The sequence below is a fragment of the Glaciecola nitratireducens FR1064 genome, assembly GCF_000226565.1.
In the GTDB taxonomy this organism is placed as follows: Bacteria; Pseudomonadota; Gammaproteobacteria; order Enterobacterales; family Alteromonadaceae; genus Glaciecola; species Glaciecola nitratireducens.
Genome location: NC_016041.1, coordinates 982323 through 1000984 on the forward strand (window position 1 = coordinate 982323; position 18662 = coordinate 1000984).

Annotated in this window: 16 protein-coding genes and 1 other RNA gene; 5 read left to right on the top strand and 12 right to left on the bottom strand. The window is 42.3% G+C overall.

Annotated features, from left to right (window positions below; all coding sequences use genetic code 11):
* Nucleotides 1–26: 26 nt before the first annotated feature.
* Nucleotides 27–485 (bottom strand): Z-ring associated ZapG family protein, encoded by a 459-nt coding sequence (locus GNIT_RS04295; RefSeq protein ID WP_014107915.1) that lies wholly within the window; start codon nt 483–485, stop codon nt 27–29.
* Between the two features lie 271 nt (nt 486–756).
* On the opposite strand from GNIT_RS04295, the gene zapE reads away from it, so the two are divergent.
* The 3 genes from zapE (at nt 757) to rnpB (ending at nt 3166) form a co-directional block, all read left to right on the top strand.
* Nucleotides 757–1854: a cell division protein ZapE gene (zapE, locus tag GNIT_RS04300; protein WP_014107916.1), complete on the top strand. Its 1098-nt coding sequence runs from the start codon at nt 757–759 to the stop codon at nt 1852–1854.
* Nucleotides 1855–2073: 219 nt separating this feature from the next.
* Nucleotides 2074–2790 carry a YebC/PmpR family DNA-binding transcriptional regulator gene (locus GNIT_RS04305; RefSeq protein WP_014107917.1) on the top strand — a complete coding sequence of 239 codons (717 nt, stop codon included), beginning with the start codon at nt 2074–2076 and terminating at the stop codon, nt 2788–2790.
* A 15-nt stretch (nt 2791–2805) separates the two neighbouring features.
* Nucleotides 2806–3166: RNase P RNA component class A (gene rnpB / locus GNIT_RS17795), an RNA gene on the top strand.
* Nucleotides 3167–3171: 5 nt separating this feature from the next.
* On the opposite strand, the gene GNIT_RS04310 is transcribed toward rnpB, so the two are convergent.
* The 4 genes from GNIT_RS04310 to GNIT_RS04325 form a co-directional block, all read right to left on the bottom strand.
* The gene (locus GNIT_RS04310) at nt 3172–5865 is read right to left on the bottom strand and encodes a CHASE domain-containing protein (protein WP_049786921.1); all 2694 of its coding nucleotides are present in this window, start codon (nt 5863–5865) and stop codon (nt 3172–3174) included.
* 504 nt (nt 5866–6369) lie between these two features.
* Nucleotides 6370–6954, bottom strand: a complete 585-nt coding sequence (locus GNIT_RS04315; protein WP_014107919.1) for a CIA30 family protein — start codon at nt 6952–6954, stop codon at nt 6370–6372.
* 93 nt (nt 6955–7047) lie between these two features.
* Complete coding sequence (locus GNIT_RS04320) at nt 7048–7980, bottom strand: sulfotransferase family protein (protein WP_014107920.1); 933 nt, start codon at nt 7978–7980, stop codon at nt 7048–7050.
* A gap of 77 nt (nt 7981–8057) precedes the next feature.
* Entirely contained in the window at nt 8058–8231 is a 174-nt protein-coding gene (locus GNIT_RS04325) for an SEC-C metal-binding domain-containing protein (RefSeq protein WP_041246630.1), read from the bottom strand.
* A gap of 229 nt (nt 8232–8460) precedes the next feature.
* Here GNIT_RS04325 and GNIT_RS04330 point away from each other — a divergent pair, with 229 nt between their 5' ends.
* Nucleotides 8461–9495: a class I SAM-dependent methyltransferase gene (locus GNIT_RS04330; RefSeq protein ID WP_041246631.1), complete on the top strand. Its 1035-nt coding sequence runs from the start codon at nt 8461–8463 to the stop codon at nt 9493–9495.
* A 74-nt stretch (nt 9496–9569) separates the two neighbouring features.
* On the opposite strand, the gene GNIT_RS04335 is transcribed toward GNIT_RS04330, so the two are convergent.
* From GNIT_RS04335 to GNIT_RS04345, 3 genes are all read right to left on the bottom strand, one after another.
* A complete protein-coding gene (locus tag GNIT_RS04335) occupies nt 9570–10418 on the bottom strand; it encodes a Clp protease/crotonase-like domain-containing protein (RefSeq protein WP_014107923.1) in 849 nt (282 codons plus the stop codon).
* 108 nt (nt 10419–10526) lie between these two features.
* On the bottom strand, nt 10527–10919 hold the full coding sequence (locus GNIT_RS04340; RefSeq protein WP_014107924.1) for a TerB family tellurite resistance protein: 393 nt from the start codon (nt 10917–10919) through the stop codon (nt 10527–10529).
* A 138-nt stretch (nt 10920–11057) separates the two neighbouring features.
* Complete coding sequence (locus GNIT_RS04345) at nt 11058–11939, bottom strand: WYL domain-containing protein (RefSeq protein WP_014107925.1); 882 nt, start codon at nt 11937–11939, stop codon at nt 11058–11060.
* Nucleotides 11940–12314: 375 nt separating this feature from the next.
* Between GNIT_RS04345 and corA the strand changes: the two genes are divergently transcribed.
* Nucleotides 12315–13382, top strand: a complete 1068-nt coding sequence (corA, locus tag GNIT_RS04350; protein ID WP_014107926.1) for a magnesium/cobalt transporter CorA — start codon at nt 12315–12317, stop codon at nt 13380–13382.
* Here corA and GNIT_RS04355 read toward each other — a convergent pair.
* The 4 genes from GNIT_RS04355 to GNIT_RS04370 form a co-directional block, all read right to left on the bottom strand.
* Nucleotides 13379–15106 carry a phosphoethanolamine transferase gene (locus GNIT_RS04355; RefSeq protein WP_014107927.1) on the bottom strand — a complete coding sequence of 576 codons (1728 nt, stop codon included), beginning with the start codon at nt 15104–15106 and terminating at the stop codon, nt 13379–13381. The genes corA and GNIT_RS04355 overlap by 4 nt on opposite strands.
* Nucleotides 15107–15191: 85 nt before the next feature.
* On the bottom strand, nt 15192–15575 hold the full coding sequence (locus GNIT_RS04360; protein WP_014107928.1) for a diacylglycerol kinase: 384 nt from the start codon (nt 15573–15575) through the stop codon (nt 15192–15194).
* Nucleotides 15576–15618: 43 nt separating this feature from the next.
* Nucleotides 15619–17478 (bottom strand): ShlB/FhaC/HecB family hemolysin secretion/activation protein, encoded by a 1860-nt coding sequence (locus GNIT_RS04365; protein WP_014107929.1) that lies wholly within the window; start codon nt 17476–17478, stop codon nt 15619–15621.
* 91 nt (nt 17479–17569) lie between these two features.
* Nucleotides 17570–18466 (bottom strand): histone deacetylase family protein, encoded by an 897-nt coding sequence (locus GNIT_RS04370; protein WP_014107930.1) that lies wholly within the window; start codon nt 18464–18466, stop codon nt 17570–17572.
* Nucleotides 18467–18662: the final 196 nt, after the last annotated feature.

Sequence of the window (18662 nt, forward strand, 5' to 3'; positions counted from 1 at the left end):
GACTAGTGAAAAGCGGGTTAAGTTCACTAGCCTTGTGATTTATTCTTTTTTACTGTCTTTGCATTAGCCCCAACAAAGACACCTGAACCACTGTTCGCAAAATCACGTGGTTGAGTATCCGGTTGAGCTAAAGCAAGGTCTTTCTTATGTGCTTCTAAACTGTTACGTAAAAATACGCTGGCATGTTCACCGAAGAACGTTTCTTTCACTTCACCAGCGCTTGTTGTTGCCTGTGTAAGCGAGTCTTCATACTCATTTAAATGACTCGCCAGTTCCGCTGTTCTATTTTGAATGTCAGTTAATGCCTGTCTTGAAATATCCAAGTGCTGTCGGGCTTGTATAGCTAATAAGGCTTTGCGTTCGTCCTCTGTATGGTTAACTTTTTGCTGAGAATTTGATTGCATTGTTCTGAATACAACTAAACCCAAAATACCGCCGATGACGAGTCCGATAATGACGCCAATAATTAATGTACCGATTTCCATGATGTCTCCAACTGAGGATTGCTTCGGACAAATGATCAGCTATTCATCGATTCCATGCAAGCGCTTATTAGTAATAAATTAGGATAATACCTATGTCGTGATTTTCAACTTAGTCGCCGCGCTGTATACTCGCACAAAACCCAAACGTTACCTTTGCTCGTAAGTATGCACTTGAGCGTTTCGTTATAATACGCTTAGTGTAGTCTGTTGAGTTTATTTTCAAGCCATTCGAAGTGATTTTTAGCAATTTTTTAGAATTTTTGGAACATTAATGACCCCTTGGGAAAAATATCAAGATGATTTGTCGCTCATTGATTTTCAATACGATGCGGCGCAGGAAAATGCGGTTAAAGAATTACAGCGTTTATATGATGAATTAACGCATCCTGAAAGAAAGCCTTCATGGCGAGTGAAAATTAAGCAAGCTTTCGGAAAAGGGATGGCGCAGCCAAGTATTCAGGGCATCTATTTTTGGGGTGGTGTGGGCCGTGGCAAAACCTACCTCGTTGATACATTTTATGAATGTTTACCGTTCGAGAATAAGATGCGGGTGCATTTTCATCGTTTTATGCATCGGATTCACGAAGAGTTAAAGCTGCTGGCAGGTAAAGAAGATCCTTTAAAAATTATCGCCAAAAAGCTTTCTATTGAGGCGAAAGTGATTTGTTTCGACGAGTTTTTTGTGTCAGATATTACCGATGCCATGATACTTGGCACGCTAATGGAAGAACTCTTTGGGCACGGAATTGTGCTGGTGGCAACATCCAATATCATTCCTGACAGGCTGTACCACAACGGACTGCAGCGCGCTCGATTCTTACCTGCTATAGAATTAATTAACCAGAACACGCGTGTTGTTAATGTCGATAGCGGTGTCGATTACCGATTGAGAACCCTCGAAAAAGCCGAGATATATCACTATCCGTTAGACGATGAGGCAACGACCAACTTACAAACTTACTTTACGCAGCTTGCGCCGGAAGAAGGTGTGTCCGATATAAATATCAATGTTGCGGGTAGAGATATCCCAGCAATGCGAGAGGCAGACGGCGTAGTGATGTTCACCTTTAGAGCTATTTGTGATGGGCCTAGAAGTCAGTCTGACTATATCGAAATAAGCCGCTGTTATCATTCTGTATTGGTTGCCAATGTTGAGCAAATGGGGGCTAACAGTGACGATATTGCTAGGCGCTTCATTGCCATGATTGACGAATTCTATGAACGAAAAGTAAAATTAATTATGTCAGCGGCAGTACCTTTAGAAGAATTATATTCAGAAGGTCGTTTGAGTTTCGAGTTTCGGCGGTGCTTGAGTCGTTTGCAAGAAATGCAATCACGAGAATATTTGGGTTTGCAGCATATCGCGTGATTTGGAAGTTGCTAGAAGAGAGCTTATTTTGTTTGCTTTAATACTGCTGCAGACTAACTAGCGACTCGCAGCGTATTATGCGTATTATAAAGTGCGTACCAAAGCGCTCTACAACGCTGACAGCGTAAACGAAAAGCAGTACAATCTCATACATTGATACAAAGCGCGACGCCATAATGGCGATGCGAATTTACAAAATCCATAAAAAGAGAACTAAAAATGGGTAGAAAGTTTGAAGTAAGAAAAGTCGCGATGGCGAAAACTGCCGGCGCAAAAACGAAAGTATATTCACGCTACGGTAAAGAAATTTACGTCATTGCCAAAAGCGGTGGTCCTGACCCTGATGCAAACCTGCAGCTTCGCCGCCTTATCGAAAAAGCCAAAAAAGACCAAGTACCAAGCCACGTAATTGATAAAGCTATTGAAAAAGCGGTTGGTGGTGCTGGTGAAGATTTCGTTCCAATGCGATATGAAGGTTTTGGCCCCGGCGGCTGCATGGTTATTGTTGATTGCCTTTCTGACAATGCTAATCGAACCATTACAGATGTGCGTAATTGCTTTACTAAAACAAATTGTAAAATTGGCGCGCAAGGTTCCTCTGCGTTTATGTTCGATCATCTTGCCATATTCTCCTTTAAAGGTGACGACGATGAAGTTGTGCTTGAGCCATTAATGGAAGCAGATGTGGATGTTTCTGACGTTGAAGTTGAGGATGGCACGGTAACGGTATTCGTCCCCCATACTGAATTCTTCAAATGCAAAACAGCATTGAATGACGCGTTTCCTGATTTGGAAATTGAAGTTGAAGAAATTACTTGGGTACCGCAAGACAGCAAAGACATTAGTGAAGAAGACATGCCTATGTATGAAAAATTCATGGATATGTTGAATGACTGTGATGACGTGCAAAACGTATATCACAACGCAAACGTTTAGTGTAAACTCCCGCCCTGAGTTGGCCAGGCAATCGCCGCTTTATTCATACTTGTATGTTTTAGAGGGGAGGAAAGTCCGGGCTCCACAGGGCAGGGTGCCAGATAACGTCTGGGCGGCGTAAGCCGACGACAAGTGCAGCAGAGAGAAGACCGCCAGGTGTTTACACTTGGTAAGGGTGAAAGGGTGCGGTAAGAGCGCACCGCGTCGCTGGCAACAGTTGACGGCAAGGTAAACTCCACCCGGAGCAAGACCAAATAGGTTCCCTTATGGCGCGGCCCGCGTTGGGAACGGGTAGGTTGCTTGAGCCAATGAGCGATTATTGGCCTAGACGAATGATTGTCCAAGACAGAACCCGGCTTACCGGCCAACTCAACTTATTTACTATTTGTTCAAGGTGTTGTGAATAACCTCGAACAATTGCTGTTGTTCAAATGGTTTAGCAATGCAGGCATCAAAGCCCGCGGCTTTATAAAGCGCAATATCCTCTTCGAAGACATTTGCTGTAGTCGCAATAATGGGTAAGTTTGGCTGCAAAGATTTAATGCGTTTACAGGCCTCTATTCCATCCATAATGGGCATTTGTATATCCATAAGGATTACGTCGACCTGTCTTGTTGTTGCAAACTCCAAAGCCAGCTGTCCATTTTCAACGGTATGTATAGTCTTATATCGATCTTCTAGCATTGAATTAAGAATGACTTGATTAATATCATTGTCTTCTGCGATTAATATCGTCCTTTCATCTATTTCTACAGGAAGCTTGTGCGGTTCGGGGGTAATTGTTTTTGGCGCTTCAATAGCCACTAAAGGCAGCGAGATGCTAATACGTGTACCAGTGTTTTCTTTACTTGCTACAGATATTGTTCCGTTCATCAAATGCACTAAAGAATGAGTAATCGACATGCCGAGTCCTGTTCCGCCATAGCGACGGGTTATGGATTTGTCGGCCTGTTCGAAGCGCTGAAATAGTCTTTTTAGTGATACTTCATTCATCCCGATACCCGTGTCTTCGACAATGAAACTTATCCCATTCCTATCCTGTTCAGAAATGGTCAGGTTTACCTCGCCCTCGTGTGTAAATTTAATCGCATTGCTGAGCACATTGAGTAATATCTGTTTCAGCCTCAATTCGTCAGTCATCCAGACAGCATTTTTCAAATCGATATTGACGTTTAATGCTAACTTTTTCTGTTGCGCGCTCGGATTTGATTCTAATTCAATTTCATTTATGAGCATGGGTAAATCGACTGGGCATATATTCAAGTCCAATTTTCCCGCTTCGAATTTAGAAAAATCCAATATATCATTTACCAGTCGGTTGAGTGTCTTGGTCGACTTCTCCGCGAGTTCAATCAGTTTGGATTGCTTGGCTTTAGTTGTGGCATCTCGCAGCAGCTGCAGTGTGCCAAAAATGCCGTTTAAAGGGGTGCGTATTTCGTGGCTCATATTCGCTAAAAACTCAGACTTCGCTAAGTTGGCTTTCTCTGCTGCTTCTTTTGCCTCTGCTAGCGCGCTCTCTTTTTCTATTTGTTCAGTCAAATCGTAGGCTATTCCTAAATAACCAGTTATGTCGTTGCTTTCATTTCTCAGCGCCGTTAAGTTAAGCATTACAGGTATGTTTTGCCCACTTTTGTTAACATAAGTCCAGTTTGATTTATCCTCTAATCCTCTATCGGATTTAGCAAAAAACACTTCCATACTGTTTTCAAATTCACATTGCAATTCTTGAGATAGAGCACGCGCTCGTTCATGTATCTGCTCTTCCACATGAAACAAAGCAGGTGATTCTTTTCCTATTAAGTCTTTTGCTCTATATCCCAACAGCCGCTCGGCTGCTGGGTTAAACAAGGTGATAAGCCCCTTTGTATCTGTCGCAATAACCGAGTAATTGGCATTAGTTAAAATCGCGTTTTGCAATGCATTGGCTTTATGGATTTCTGCAGTGCGTTGCGCAACTACGTCTTCTAGTTGCTCATTTGCGATCTTTAACGTTTTCTCGTTAGCGATGAGCAATTCCTGAGCATAGTCTTTCATTAGCTTTCTGCGAAGCAAGGCTAAGTGGGCACTCAAGAATATAAGAGCTATCAAGACACTGATAATCAAATATTGAAAGAAGGTATGAAAGTTTTTCGTTGTTTTGACTCGATTTACATAGCTTGGTTGCGCCGATAAGGTTAACTCCCAGACTCGGCCGAACACACTAACGCGCTCACTGTAGGCAAAGGAGCTAAGAGCCGAGCTTTCCGACTGCTGTTGATAAAACACTTGTCCGCCGGTGGCAGTGACATCTGAAATTTGAATATCGACATCTCTAGGGAAGTCGGTGTTGGAGTTCAATACTTCGTCTATTAGTATTGGCGCATATATCCAGCCAATCGTGTGTTCTAGCCTCTCCTCAGGCTCTGTGGGAATCGTTATGGTGTCGTAAAGAGGTAAGAGTATGAGAAACCCCTGTTTTTCTTTTTTATCTGCCTGTACTAGCGTGATAGGCGCGGTTATCTGTAGTTCATTATTGCTTGCTGCAGCTATGGCCGCGTTTCTGCGCATGCTTTCTGAACCAATATCGAGGCCAACCGCACTTTTATTGTTATCTTCGGGTTCTATATAACGAATTATAAAAAGACTGTCGTTGTGCGCATTTAATTGTTTTAAATCGAATTGAGAATCCGGTCTCATTTGTCTTTGTGCGGATATGAATTCTGTTAATTGATTCTGCTCAACTCGTTGAATAAAACCGATGCCTCGAACACCAGGGAATTCTTCTTGAAAGTCTCTATTTTCGGCATAATTCATCATTGTCTGATAATCAAAACTTTCTAAACCTATGGTTGAAATCAGTCCATGCAGACCTTTCAATCCGTAATTGTAAAAAGTGAGTCTTTGATTAAAATCTAAACGAATGTTGCGCAAGTCATTTTTGAGCGTGTGTGTTACTAAATCAGCTTGGTTATTTTGCGCTTTCTGTTCAGCGAACAGCGACATCAAAATACCGACTAGTAATATGATCAACGGCAAAAATAGCCCTCGGATGCCGACTTGGCTGAAAAGTCGATTTAGGCTTAGTAAAGGCTTCATAGATCCCTTATCAAATTTAAGTTGCCAAACGTTGCTGAATTAGCAGCCTCATTTCGCCAAGCGAGGTGCAAAAGAAAGCGATTCTGCACAGTCTGGGTCATTGGACGGCGTTGAACTTGTGCTAAGTGAACCATATCGTTGACTGATAGACCTGTTGTCCGAATGCCATGTTGCACTGTCCTCATTTAGCGGCTTTGCTGCAGACGAAAAAGCAAATAGCGATAGTGAAAAGTCGGAAGTTCACGGAATATCCCAATAATGTTTCTATGGGAGTAATGATACAGTTGCTAGTTCTAGCTTAAGTATTCAAGCTGCAGGGTGGGTATTTTAATTAATACGGCAAAGTGTCAAAGGTCCCTAAACAGCGGCACATTTAAGCTGCTGTGTTCGCTTAGTGATAAACTGCTAGGACATTTGTGACGTGCATTCTAGGTCACTGATTGCTTTAAAGACTCTTCATACCCCGATTTCTTTACATTATTAAGACTAAGCTATGGCACTGGACTATATGATTTCTGGTATCTGCCTAATGTGCGCAATTCGCAAAACAAAATCTCCTCGGTTTTTGTCTGCCAACATAAAGCCGATTTGTGCAATGTCTGAAAAGTTTAGGCTGGGGGCGCCTTTCACGAGTCTCCCTCTGAATTGAGGGTTAAAGTCATTAAGATTGAAAGTGAGGAGCTGAACTTCACCTTTTGTCGTAGTGAAATTTGCCACATAAGCAATGCCATCTGCATTTCGGTTAGTGCGCAGCCTGAATTGATAACTGCGGCCGTCGCCAAGTACTTTTATCTCCAAAGTTTCGTTGCTGTTCCAGCTTAAGGGTGAATAGATTCTTCGAGTTGAAGCGAATCCGCCATTGTTTTCTAATGATAAATTGCCGGTAAAAACTAGCATATCGTTTTCAATGGCTAATTCCGCCTGTGAGCGGCCACCCATTACCGTGTCGTTAACAATAACCCAATTTCGGGCTTCTGCGGAAGTGCTGAAATCTATGCGTTTTTCCATTGTGTTGTTTTGAATACTCCATGAAAAGAAAGCGAACAAGCTGATAGTTAAAGTGATACCAATGGTGATTATTAAACGCATGCTGTTGACCTAATTTAAGTGCCTGCAATCTCATTGATATGCAGGAAGAAACTTAAATGATCATAAATGCTGCACCAACAACTTAAAAAAGGCTTAGAATTTTATTGGATGAGCGAGGGCCAACACTCTCCTTCTTGATTCTGCGTCAATTAGAGCATCCTTGGCATAATTTTCAAGCAGTGTATTAATTTCTTTTAAGTGGGGCATCAAACGCTCTTTATCTTTTGCTTTTAAATTGTAGTGGTTTATCGTTCTTAATAATTTTACGGATGCGCTGTTAAGGCTTTTATTTTGCCTTGGCGTTGGATTGTCATGCGCAGTTGCTAGCCCTAATTTCTGAATGACTTCCTGCACCACATCTCCTTCGTAGTTAAATACGGAGACCTTATTTTCGCCGAACAGCATTTGGCATTCATCGACGAAGCCTTGATAGTCCAGATGCCGAGCAAACCAGTCTATCTTCAACATGTCAGCAAAGGATAAATTCTTGCCATAGCATGGGTTGCCATCCAACTGTGGATTGCGAATGCACTGCTTGTAATAGCTTTCAATAAATTTGATTGGGTCACGAAACCACACCCATAGCTCAATGTTGAAAAGTTTACTCAACTCAGATAAAACATCTTTTGACGCGTCAGGAAAATCCCACCAGTAATTATAAATACCTTCAGAGGACAGAAGGATGGTGTGAGTATCGCTTGTGACTTGCGAAAGAATATTTTTAAAGTTTTCTAAGAAACTGTTTAAATTCGTCGTGACTAGATTCTTTTCAAACCATTGGTGTTTTGGCGCGTGGGGATTTTTTAACTTCTCCAAATTATGTGGATAAAGAATTCCTTTTCCTCTTAATTTGCGTTGTTTTTTATCCAAGTAGGTTTGTAAGCTCGTGGTACCTGTTTTTGGTGTACCAGCATGAATGATGAGCTTGAGTTCAGGTTGTTGGCTGTCATTCTGAATCAGTGCATGATCAATTTTTGCTAATGCGGTGGCTAATTCGGCAGCGAAATGAATAGTTGATTTTTCCATTTTAAAGCTCATTCACAGCCACGTGATCGAGACATGCCGAATGCTGCAATACACTATTATTACAAGCAAGACTGACGCTACTTACCACAACATTTTTTATACTTTTTTTCACTGCCGCATGGACATACATCGTTACGACCAATTTTAGCGCCGGCTCTGACTATAGGTGTTTGCACCTCGTGGTGGTGATGGTTGCAATCAGGACCGTGTACATGGCCTTCATCTTCATGTGCGTGTTGTTGATTTGTCATATCTTGCCTCGTGCGTGGTGTTGCTACTTTGTTTTGCGGCATAATAACAGCTTCGATAAAAATCGAAAAACAAATGAATAGGAGATTTGAGAAATATAAGCCTATTTATTGTTTTAGTTAACGATATTGCACTCGCCGGTCGGCTATTTGCAAAGTTTACGGGATATAAACAGTATCTGGCTTCAATGCAGCCTGTTAGAATACCGCAAAAAACGAACTTGAGATGGCTATGACTAAATCCAAAAACGATAATACCCACGCTGATATCAGCGCCAATGAAACTGATGGTAGCGGCGGTCTTCATCGCATGTCTTATCGTGATGTAGCCATGCATAAAGTCATGCTGCAAGATATTGTTCGTACCGAGGCTTATGAAAAGGCGATTAATGCCACAGTGAATCCTAGTCTTAGCGTTCTTGATTTTGGGTGCGGTAGCGGTGTGCTATCGATGTTTGCTGCGCGCGCTAACGCAAGCAAGGTGATAGCAGTAGATCGTTCGCCGTTTATCAAGAATGCTCAAAACATTGCTATTGCTAATGGTTTCGAAAAAATTAACTTTTATCATGATGATCACCAGTCGCTAGCACTGGACGAGAAAGTGGACGTTATTGTATCGGAGTGGATGGGGCACTGTTTATTTTACGAAGCTATGCTAGAGCCCTTGTTGACGGTGAGAGATCGTTATTTGGCAGAGGGAGGTACTATGATCCCGGCGCAAGTAAGCCTGCATGTGGGTTTAGTGGTCGATGAATTTGTATTGGATGATTTATGCTTTTTGCAAAATAGTCCTTACGGCCTCGACTTTACACCCATAGCTCATGTACCTTTTCAGCAATCAGATTTGGTTGCACTTGAGCCCGAAAGTCTGTTGGAGAGTATCGCCGACTTGGGTACGCTGGACATGCGAACCATCACAAAAACCAATACACCGCGAGTATTTACCACTACTCTGATACCCAGTGAAAAAACCGAAATATTTGCTCTGTGTGGCTGGTTCAGCGCGCAATTGAGCCCTGAAGTGCAATTTGGCACGGGTCCGAATGATATACCAACCCACTGGGATCAAATTTTGTTCCCATTGCCCACACCTTTTTCTGTCGATCCGTCACGTGAATTAACCATTACCTTATCGCCTCAAACAGAGCAGGTTGGTAAAGAACAATTTTGGTGCTGGTCTATTTCAGATAGTGAAAATAGTATATCGGTAAATGAACTGCAGTTGCAGCAAGAAGCAAGCTTTGATGTGCCTCAGGGTAAATTATAGGGCGTTGAGTACGTCCTTTGCTAAGTGCGTCGCTTGCTCAGTTCGTCACTTAGTAAGTCACTCTATTTCGCAAATTATGGCGTTACCACGACCTCATAAACTTTGTCATATAAGGGATTATTTTGCGGCGACCATTCGCCGTCCTTTGTATAGACATTTGATACACCGAGTTTCTCAAGGCTGTCTATATTGTAAAAAAAACCATAGTATTGATAGGCAAGGTAGAGCTGCGCATAGTCACCGATTTGACCAAGGTAAGGAATATCTCTATCCATATTTGGATTGATGTCTCTGTACAACTGATTTTCCAAATCGATTAAAAATTGGAGCTGTTGCTCAGCTGTGAACACTTCACAGTTACCATAGACATTCAGGATCTCGCCAATGCCGCAGGGATTTCCGTAATTTGACGCCAGCGCTTGGCGCTGTGCAGAAGCCGACTCGATAGTCACTACTCCTTCGTAGTCTGCTCTTCCAAAGGTTGTACCAGGTTCTGCATTAGACGCGTCAGCTTGCTGCATAAGCGACAAGAAGTTGGCTTGCTTAGGTCCGCCATGAAAGACAACTAAGGAATTCTTATTCAGTACTTTGGTTTCACCGGCTAAGAATACATAATTGGCGCAGCTAGAAATGCAAAGACCTGCAACCTCCACCGTCATTCGGTTTTGATGAATGAATTTACCCATCTCGATGCCAGCGTAAAGACTACCGCCATTGCTATTTACTAATAGGCGGTCGCCAGGTTTATAGAGCTGTTTGAATTTTTCCACTCGCTCTATATCGATAGGGCCAAAGTATTGAATGACACCATTATTTAAACGGTTTACTCCGCGAGTATCAGGGCCCAACATGCTAGAAAAGAACCAAGTTAGGCCTCCTAACAATGCCGCAAAAAATACAATAGTTTTTAACGCGTCACTCAAATCATCATACTCAAATAATACCCAACTCTATCGATTTTAAAAATACTCCGGGCGTTATTGGCGGAATGCTTCAGCGCTAGTGTGTAATAAATATAAAAGCATGTTTACTTAGGCGACTAGGCCTCTAGCAAGCACTCGATTTGCTAGTAGCGCAAGTAGTTCAACTTCTTTCTCACTGCGAACACCGTCGACTTTAGTGATAGCCATTGCAACTTCTAATGAACGCGCGGCATCTATGTTTAATTCATCTGATAGTGACCGAACGAACTCAGGTGCCGCCACACTATCAATCGCCTCTCGGGCTTGGTGGATCGCGTCATTAACGTAAGCTTCTTTGGAAATACCGCTGTGCCAAGACATTTCTTGCAAAAGCTCGTCAAAGTAATCCTGTTCTGTCAACGTCACTTTCCCGTCAATCTGATAGAGCAAGACGGTTAACTTAATCAACGCCTCATTATGGAGTTGATGTTGTCTAGTATCTAATCGATGTAGTTCAGCCATAATGTCTACCTTATGAGATGAGAAGACCGTTTCCTAAGTTATAAAGACCTAACCTAGCTGAGTAAAGTTCCAATAAAGCACAAGGTTATTAAAATAAATGCCTTACTTTTCTGAATTTACAGTCTTTTTTAATGCTATTTATATCGAGTAACCAGGCGCTAAAGTGGGGTTCTCAATACGTTGTAATATATCAATGTTTTCAAGTGCTAACTGACAACCCTGTCCTCGAATGCGGTGTCCTTCGGAACAGTCCACTTGCCACTGCCTCAGAATGTAAGCCGCCAGCGCTGCTCGGGTAGTCATTACTTTTTTTCCGTCTTGCATCGCAAAATCCATTTCAATGGCGAGTGGGTTTGTAATACTCGGGTGAGGCACAATAACTAAGTTTATAATTTGGTTAAATTGAACGTCAGCAGCAGCAAGTTGATGAGGTAATATTTCTTCGTCAGTGGCGGTAATATGGGTGAAGCGCGTGCATACAAAATCTCTGAAACCTTGGTTTTTGCAATCGTAGCCGCGCACGTGCCAGCGGTGGCCATTGTTAATCAATGCGTGTGGAATAAACTGCCTAACTGATTCACCTGATGAAACCGAAACGTAGCCAACCTCACACAGTGCTTGATTATGGATCCCACGCATCAGCGCGGCAATAATACTGCTATCCGGATGAATAAGCTGCACGGCATCAAAGCACTGTTCAGATGGTTGTGTCGAGTGTGAAATGCCGTTGCCAAAACCGCGACTCAGTGATTGTAAAATAATATCGGGTTGATATTTAAAAAGCGGTACAAATGAGGCTGTTCGATAATATTGCTTGGTAGAATGGTCGAGCACTAAGTTGGTACTTGCTAACTCGCGATAGGCTGCAAAGTCACGAGTGCACGCCGCCAGACCTGTTTGAAAGCGACTAACCAAATCATTGCGAGTAATGTGCCCAAAAAATTGCAGACAGAAGTCGATAAACGCTAAACGTTCTCTTTGTGCATGGGGCATTTCGTTTATGATTTCGGTGGTGTTCACTCTGTTCAATCTCCCTTTACTTCAATATCGCCACAGCGTGTTTTCTTGTGAAAACGAATTCATCAAGAATAGTGTATAAATGACCAGTGTGCAATCAAAATGATTGCCTCGTAGGGCTTAAATACGCATTCGAAAGCATCCCTTCAGTTCCCTCAAATTTAGCATAGATTAACTTCTTTATATTTAGCGGTGGCTTACCAGTGGGAATGTGCTTATATTTAAACACATACATTGCTAAGAGTGCAGATTAGTAACAGTAAATTACAGGGATCTGGTCGACTCACCATAAGCAGCTTTCAGTATATGAACATTTGATGCTTCAGGACAGGTCAACGCAAGTGCAGTCACGATAAATCATAAGGTAAAGGATTCGCAGTGAAGTTATTCAATAAAAAATATCACAAACCGGGTACTAGGCCGGGCACTCTGAAAACGAATGAAAATGCGGTGTTCAGTGTTGATCTCTATGACTACAACGCAACGGTCTTTAACGCTCAGCTCAATGTCGATGTCAGCACCTGCAAGTCATTTATAGAGAGCGAAAACTGCACTTGGATACACGTACAAGGAGACCCCTCTGCAGAAGCCATGAAGCTGCTAGGAAAAGACCTAGGGATACACGAGCTCTATGTCGAAGATGTTATTAACGTCGGGCAGCGACCCAAAGTGGAAATAAATGATGAACAAATATTCCTTATTCTTAACTTGCCGGTTAAAGAAGGAAGCAGTGCTCGTGTCGATCAAGTCAGCCTTTTCTTAAGCAAAACCACGTTAATTTCCTTTTCTACAGGTAAAAACAATCCTTTTTTAGCCGTAATTGAAAGGCTGGAAAATAAAATAGGTAAATTGCGCAAGCAACAAAGCGATTATTTATTATATGCCTTGATTGACACCGTCATTGATTTTGGCTTTCCAATGTTAGAAACGTACTCTGAGCAAATTCAGGCATTGGAAGATGAGTTGATGGAAACAAAGAATGAAAGATTATTGAGCTCAATACATGAGTTGCGTCGCGACCTACTTCTCATCCGCAGACGTCTTTGGCCACAGAGGGAAGTTATCAACGAGTTATTAAGAGCGGATGACAATCCGCTGCTGCAGGACAACACACTGCTTCATTTGAGAGATTGTCATGACCACGTTATTTCTATTATGGAAATGTTAGAAACCTACCACGAAATGACTTCAGGTTTAATGGAGCTGTATTTAACCAGTGTGAGCCTCAAGTTAAACGACGTGATGAAATTTTTAACTATTTTTACCACGATTTTCATTCCACCGACCTTTTTAGTGGGGGTCTACGGAATGAATTTTCGTTCTGAAAACAGCCCCACCAATATGCCTGAACTCGATTGGCAGTTCGGATATCTGATGGTCTGGGGCATCATTGCATTGATGATTGGCGGCATGCTGTATTTCTTCAGACGTAAAAAGTGGATCTAGAGTAATATCTTTGTATTCGGCTCTGTAGCAGCTGCGAGCAGTCCATCACTGGCTCTGCACTTTGACAAAACATCTCTACCTTCAATATATTGAGTGCTGCTCACTGAAGTAATGCCAAGAACAATATCAAAAAGGTTGTCATGTGAAATAACTTCGCTAGACACCGATTTAATACAATCATTATCTTGATGAGCAAGGCTTTTATTCTGCCAAAATAACATGGGTACATGAGTTTGTTCTTGGGGAGCAAAAGCATACGGAAGACCATGTAAGTAGACACCTTTTTCTCCCAATGATTCGCCATGGTCGGAGATGTACAGCATGGCTGTTTGCACCGCTGAGTCACTTTCCAGTTTTTCTAAGCGAGCAATAATTTTATTCAGCACAAAATCGGTGTAAGCAATGGTGTTGTCATAGGTATTAACGATTTCCTGCTCGCTGCAGTGTTGAATATCGCTGCGCTGACAATCAGGTAAAAACACGGCTTTGTCTTGCGGATATCTTTTGTAATAAGTGGGTCCGTGAGAGCCTATCATGTGCAGTACAATGAGTGTGTTTTTCGCACTTAAGTTATCGAGTTTGTTCTGCAGTGGCAACAGCAAAGCCTCATCGAAACAATACTCGCCGTCACACAATGGGTTGGCTATGCCAGTATCAATATCAATAGAATTAACGCGGGCACAAACGCCTTTGCAACTTCCATTATTGTTGTCTATCCAGAGCACATCGGTGCCCGCAGCCTTGGCAATATCGAGTAAATTTTGCTGGGCATTCGCGGTTCTGTTGTCGTAGGTTTGTCTATCTAGTCTCGAAAACATGCACGGTAAGGATACGGCCGTAGCTGTGCCACAGGAGGACACCTTTGTAAATGAGACAATGCCTGAATCTTCTGTATATTGATTAGTATTGTGGCTGTATCCATTTAATGAAAAATTTTGCGCCCGCGCGGTCTCACCGACCACAAGAACGGTTACTCTTGCCTTATCATCTTCAATCTCCAGCAGTGGATTGCTATCTAATGTTTTAAATGGCAACTCAGTTGTGAAGTAATGTCGCTTAGTATATTTAACCGTGGCATCAACAAACTTATAGGGCGTAATGTAAGCTAGTAGCTCTCTGTTATTTCTGCCAACTGCGGCATAATTGGCATAGAAAACGCTAGCTATCAACACGACGAGTATGGTGTGAGACGCTACTAGAGCAGACCGGGCTTTGAGTCCTCGGCTCCACGATTGAGTTTTCACTTTAGCAAAAAAAATACCAAGTGCAGGAATGCCGCCAACTAGAATAACAAATACAATATCGTGCGCGTTTAAATAAGAAAAAGCCTCTGCTGAGTCAGTTTCTGCGCCATTTTGAATCATTGTGTAGTCGAAAACGACGCCATAGCTTGCGGTGGCATAAAGCAAAACAGTGGACAAAAGTATGGTTAAAATCAGTAGAGGCTTTAGTAATTTACCAACACCTATTGTGCCATTTATCATGATGATAAGACTAACCAGCAGTGTTGGCACCGATAATAAAAACAAGAAGCTGTAGTCACTGGTTTGCGTGATGGCTGTTATTGCCCTTGTTAAGAAAGGGAAGTTACAAACAAACGCCACGTATAACGAGGTGATAACGATAAGTTGATTAGCACTATACCGATGATTACGAATGCGATTTACAAGCGATATTGCACTTTGCTTGATGAAATGCGTGATAGGTTTATCGTTGGTTATCATTTTATGTCCTAAAAGAAAAATGCAGTAATATTGAAGAAACAGCGTTTATGATTTTCAAATCAATTTGAGTTGGCTCGTTAATAATCTACATAAATAGACTCAGCATCGCTTCGCCCCATACCGCCAGAAGGAAAGTGAGCGCGATGAATACACCAGAAGAGCCTAAATCTTTAGCTCGACCAATCAATACACTATGTTCAAGCGTAATGCTGTCGGCCAAAGCTTCGAGCGCTGAGTTGATAATTTCGGCGAAAAGCACAAATAATAGAGCTCCAAATAAGAGCAACCAATGCTGGCGGGACTGCGCAAGATAAAAACTCAAAGGTAGTAAAACAGTACTCATTATCAGCTCTTGACGAAAAGCAGACTCATGTAACCATGCTGCCTTGAAGCCTTTGAATGAGCAAAGCGTCGCTTTGAATACTCTTTGTGCACCGCTGCCATTTTGCTTATTAGTTAAATCTGTCATCGTTACCTATATCTATTCTATGTTGTGGGTTATCACTAGTGTTTTAAAAGGACTGCTTTATTTGTAATCGCCATTGCCAAGAGTCGACGTTGTCAGACGTTTCAAACGGCTTAGCAATATCCATGTGTACAACGCTTTTATGGCTCGAGCGTGATGAATAAAGGCGGACACCTGCTCCAACGCTGGTGAGTAATGAGTCGGTCTCGTTGAAAGCAGCTTGTTCGCCACCCCAAGCTTTCCCTGCATCGGCAAATGCAACAAAGCCAAGGTCAAGTATTTTAAGAATGTTGTAGTCGGTATAAAAGCGTGCTTCTAATGAACTTGAGAAACTCGTGTCACCATGTTGATATTGAAGCGGATAACCTCTGACGCCGCTGTCATCGCCCACGGTGAACGGTTTATCAAGGAAATTATTTTTTGACGAGGTACCTGAAAAGCGAGCATACATACCTATTAAGTCGCTATATCTGCTGAAGTATTCGAGGTTACCGGTTAACGAGTATTGGTCTGGATTCGACGTGTTGAGGTGTGCTTGGCCCTCTGCAGATAGCAAAACTAGCGCATCGTTAACTTCATATCCCTTGCTGGATAATAGGTTTACGTGATAACCAGCGTCGCTGTCTTGCGCAACATCGTTTAATTCAAGGCCTAGCTTAACTTCATGATGCCAGCCCAGATTAATGTCTTCGGTTTGGTTGATTAAGTAGACATCAAACATTCTCTTAAATTTGCGCTCTACATACTCCACACCAATCCACGGGTATTGATAAGCTCGATCTTGTGGTAAAAACACGCTATCGGCCGTATTTAATAAGCGAGTTGCTTCAAATTTAGCTGAGTCATCAACAAAGCCAAATTCAATGCGAGTGCTCATATTCTCTTGATGCTCTAATTGCCAGCCGCCTGATACCGCATAGCGATGACTGTTTTCATTAAAACTATTGCGAGTTAGGCCATTTTGAAAAATATCTTCAGTTTTTTCATTTTTTAAAAATGATAGATTAAACATATAGTCTGAATTGATATGATAAAACGGCTTATCCAATTCCAACTGTGTCAGTTGGCCGTCATCATTGTCCGCAAAGTCTACTAATATTGTTGAGTAGGGTATTGCTGGAAATGGTGAGCGCAGGGTAAATTGATAGCCATTACGTTGTTCGTCACTGTTGTATTTAAATCGAGCGCGAATGCCGGTGCCGAATACGTTGTCTTCTTTTACCCCAATAGAAAGTTTGTTTTCACCACCCTTGCGGCCAAAACTGACGGTGGGGATCAATGACCAGTTGTCCCAAGTTTGAATTTCTATTTGAGCCGGTTCGTTTATATCACAGTTCTCTTTGAAGGTGATTTTAACGTCTCTAATGTAGGCTTGACTGCGAATAATACGTTCCGCTTCAAGTAAATCATCTTCATTTAACAAATCGCCCTCTTTAAAGGGCAGGCGCTCGCGGATAACGTCATCTTTGGTTGTAATATGCATCCAATTCGCCATGTGATGAAAGGCCATTGTGTCATGTTCAGACTCATCGAAAATTGTATTGTTGGTAATTGATATCTTAGCGACTTGTCGTCTACCTTTATGCAGCCTTTGAGTGCTATCAGGAGTAGCAGAGGCATCATTAGGCTCAACTTGGCCGTGATTTTTAATTGTTAGGTCAAGATCAATGTTTGTATCGGAAGGGGAGCACTGAATCATTGGAAGTGCTTCGCTTTTGTCTGCGCTGATTTGTGCCTGAACCGAGCATAAAGGCACAAGCACTAATGCCAATGTACTAATATATTTTGCTAACGCGGGTTTAACTTTGCTTATAGTAAGCTGATTACGATTAAATTCGACAAAATCTGAAAGTAGATAGGTCTGCGAATCATGCTTGTCATCTACTATATTTTTTTCAAAGCTCATTGGCGATGCAGTATAACAGTTAGGATGACGTCAGGGTCTCACGTCAAACTTAAAGCAAACTTAAGTGAAATAATTAAATATAGATATTTTTCTAATAAACGTTTGCCGCCTTAAATAACTGCATATGAACATTTACCAAGGCGTCAATGTCACGTTGATATCCGCCACCAATGACGGCTGCAATCGGTAGCCCCATTTTTTTGCATTCTGCAAATACAAACTTATCGCGGGCCAAAACGCCTTCCGTAGTGATATTTAAATGGCCAAGATCGTCATCGATGTGCACGTCGACTCCTGCATCATAGATAACAGCGTCTGGCTGAAAGTAGGTCATCGCCATTTGCCAAGCTTGCTCAACGGTGGCTAAATACTCGTCATCACCGGTGCCTTTCGTCAAGCCGAAATCCAAGTCGGACACTTGTTTGCGATGCGGGAAGTTTTTTTCACCATGGATAGAAACGGTATAAACAGCACTGTTGTTGGCGGCTAGCTTCGCTGTTCCGTCGCCTTGGTGAACGTCACAATCAAATATCAATACTTTGTCAATGCTAGGAGACTGGAGCATATTCAACGCGGCGAGGTAGAGGTCGTTAACCATACAAAAACCTGAGCCAAAGTTGCCAAAAGCGTGATGATATCCGCCGGTTAGATTTAAGGCTTTGCCATACTCAATCGCCAATGTTGAGGTTAACACGGTGCCGCCTGCCGCGGTTAAGGTGCGTTCTACAAGTTGCGTTGACCATGGAAAACCAATGCGCCGCATCGCTTTTGGATCTAGCTCACCAGAGCAAAGTTGGCTGATATAGACAGGATCGTAAATACGCGACAGCGCTTCAATCGAAAGTGGTTTTGGCTCATAGAAGAACTCGGCAGATACTTTTTCTCGTAACAGCGCGTCCTTTATGCCTTGATATTTTTGAATGGGGAAACGGTGTCGAACCGGTAAGTCGAGCTGGCTATAAATTGGATGAAAAACAAGATGGGACATCACGCCTCCGTGCGAACACTGCATACTTCACTTTAAAAAAATAGATACGAACACCACGCTTAATCAGATTGCTCTAAAATGACAACGGTAAGAATGATAGATGCTTGACGTTTCTACTAGTGAATAAAAAGCTTTTCTAGCAATTGTTTAGCAGCCGCTGCAGATTCAAATCGAGCGAAAGGTTATCACATCGAAG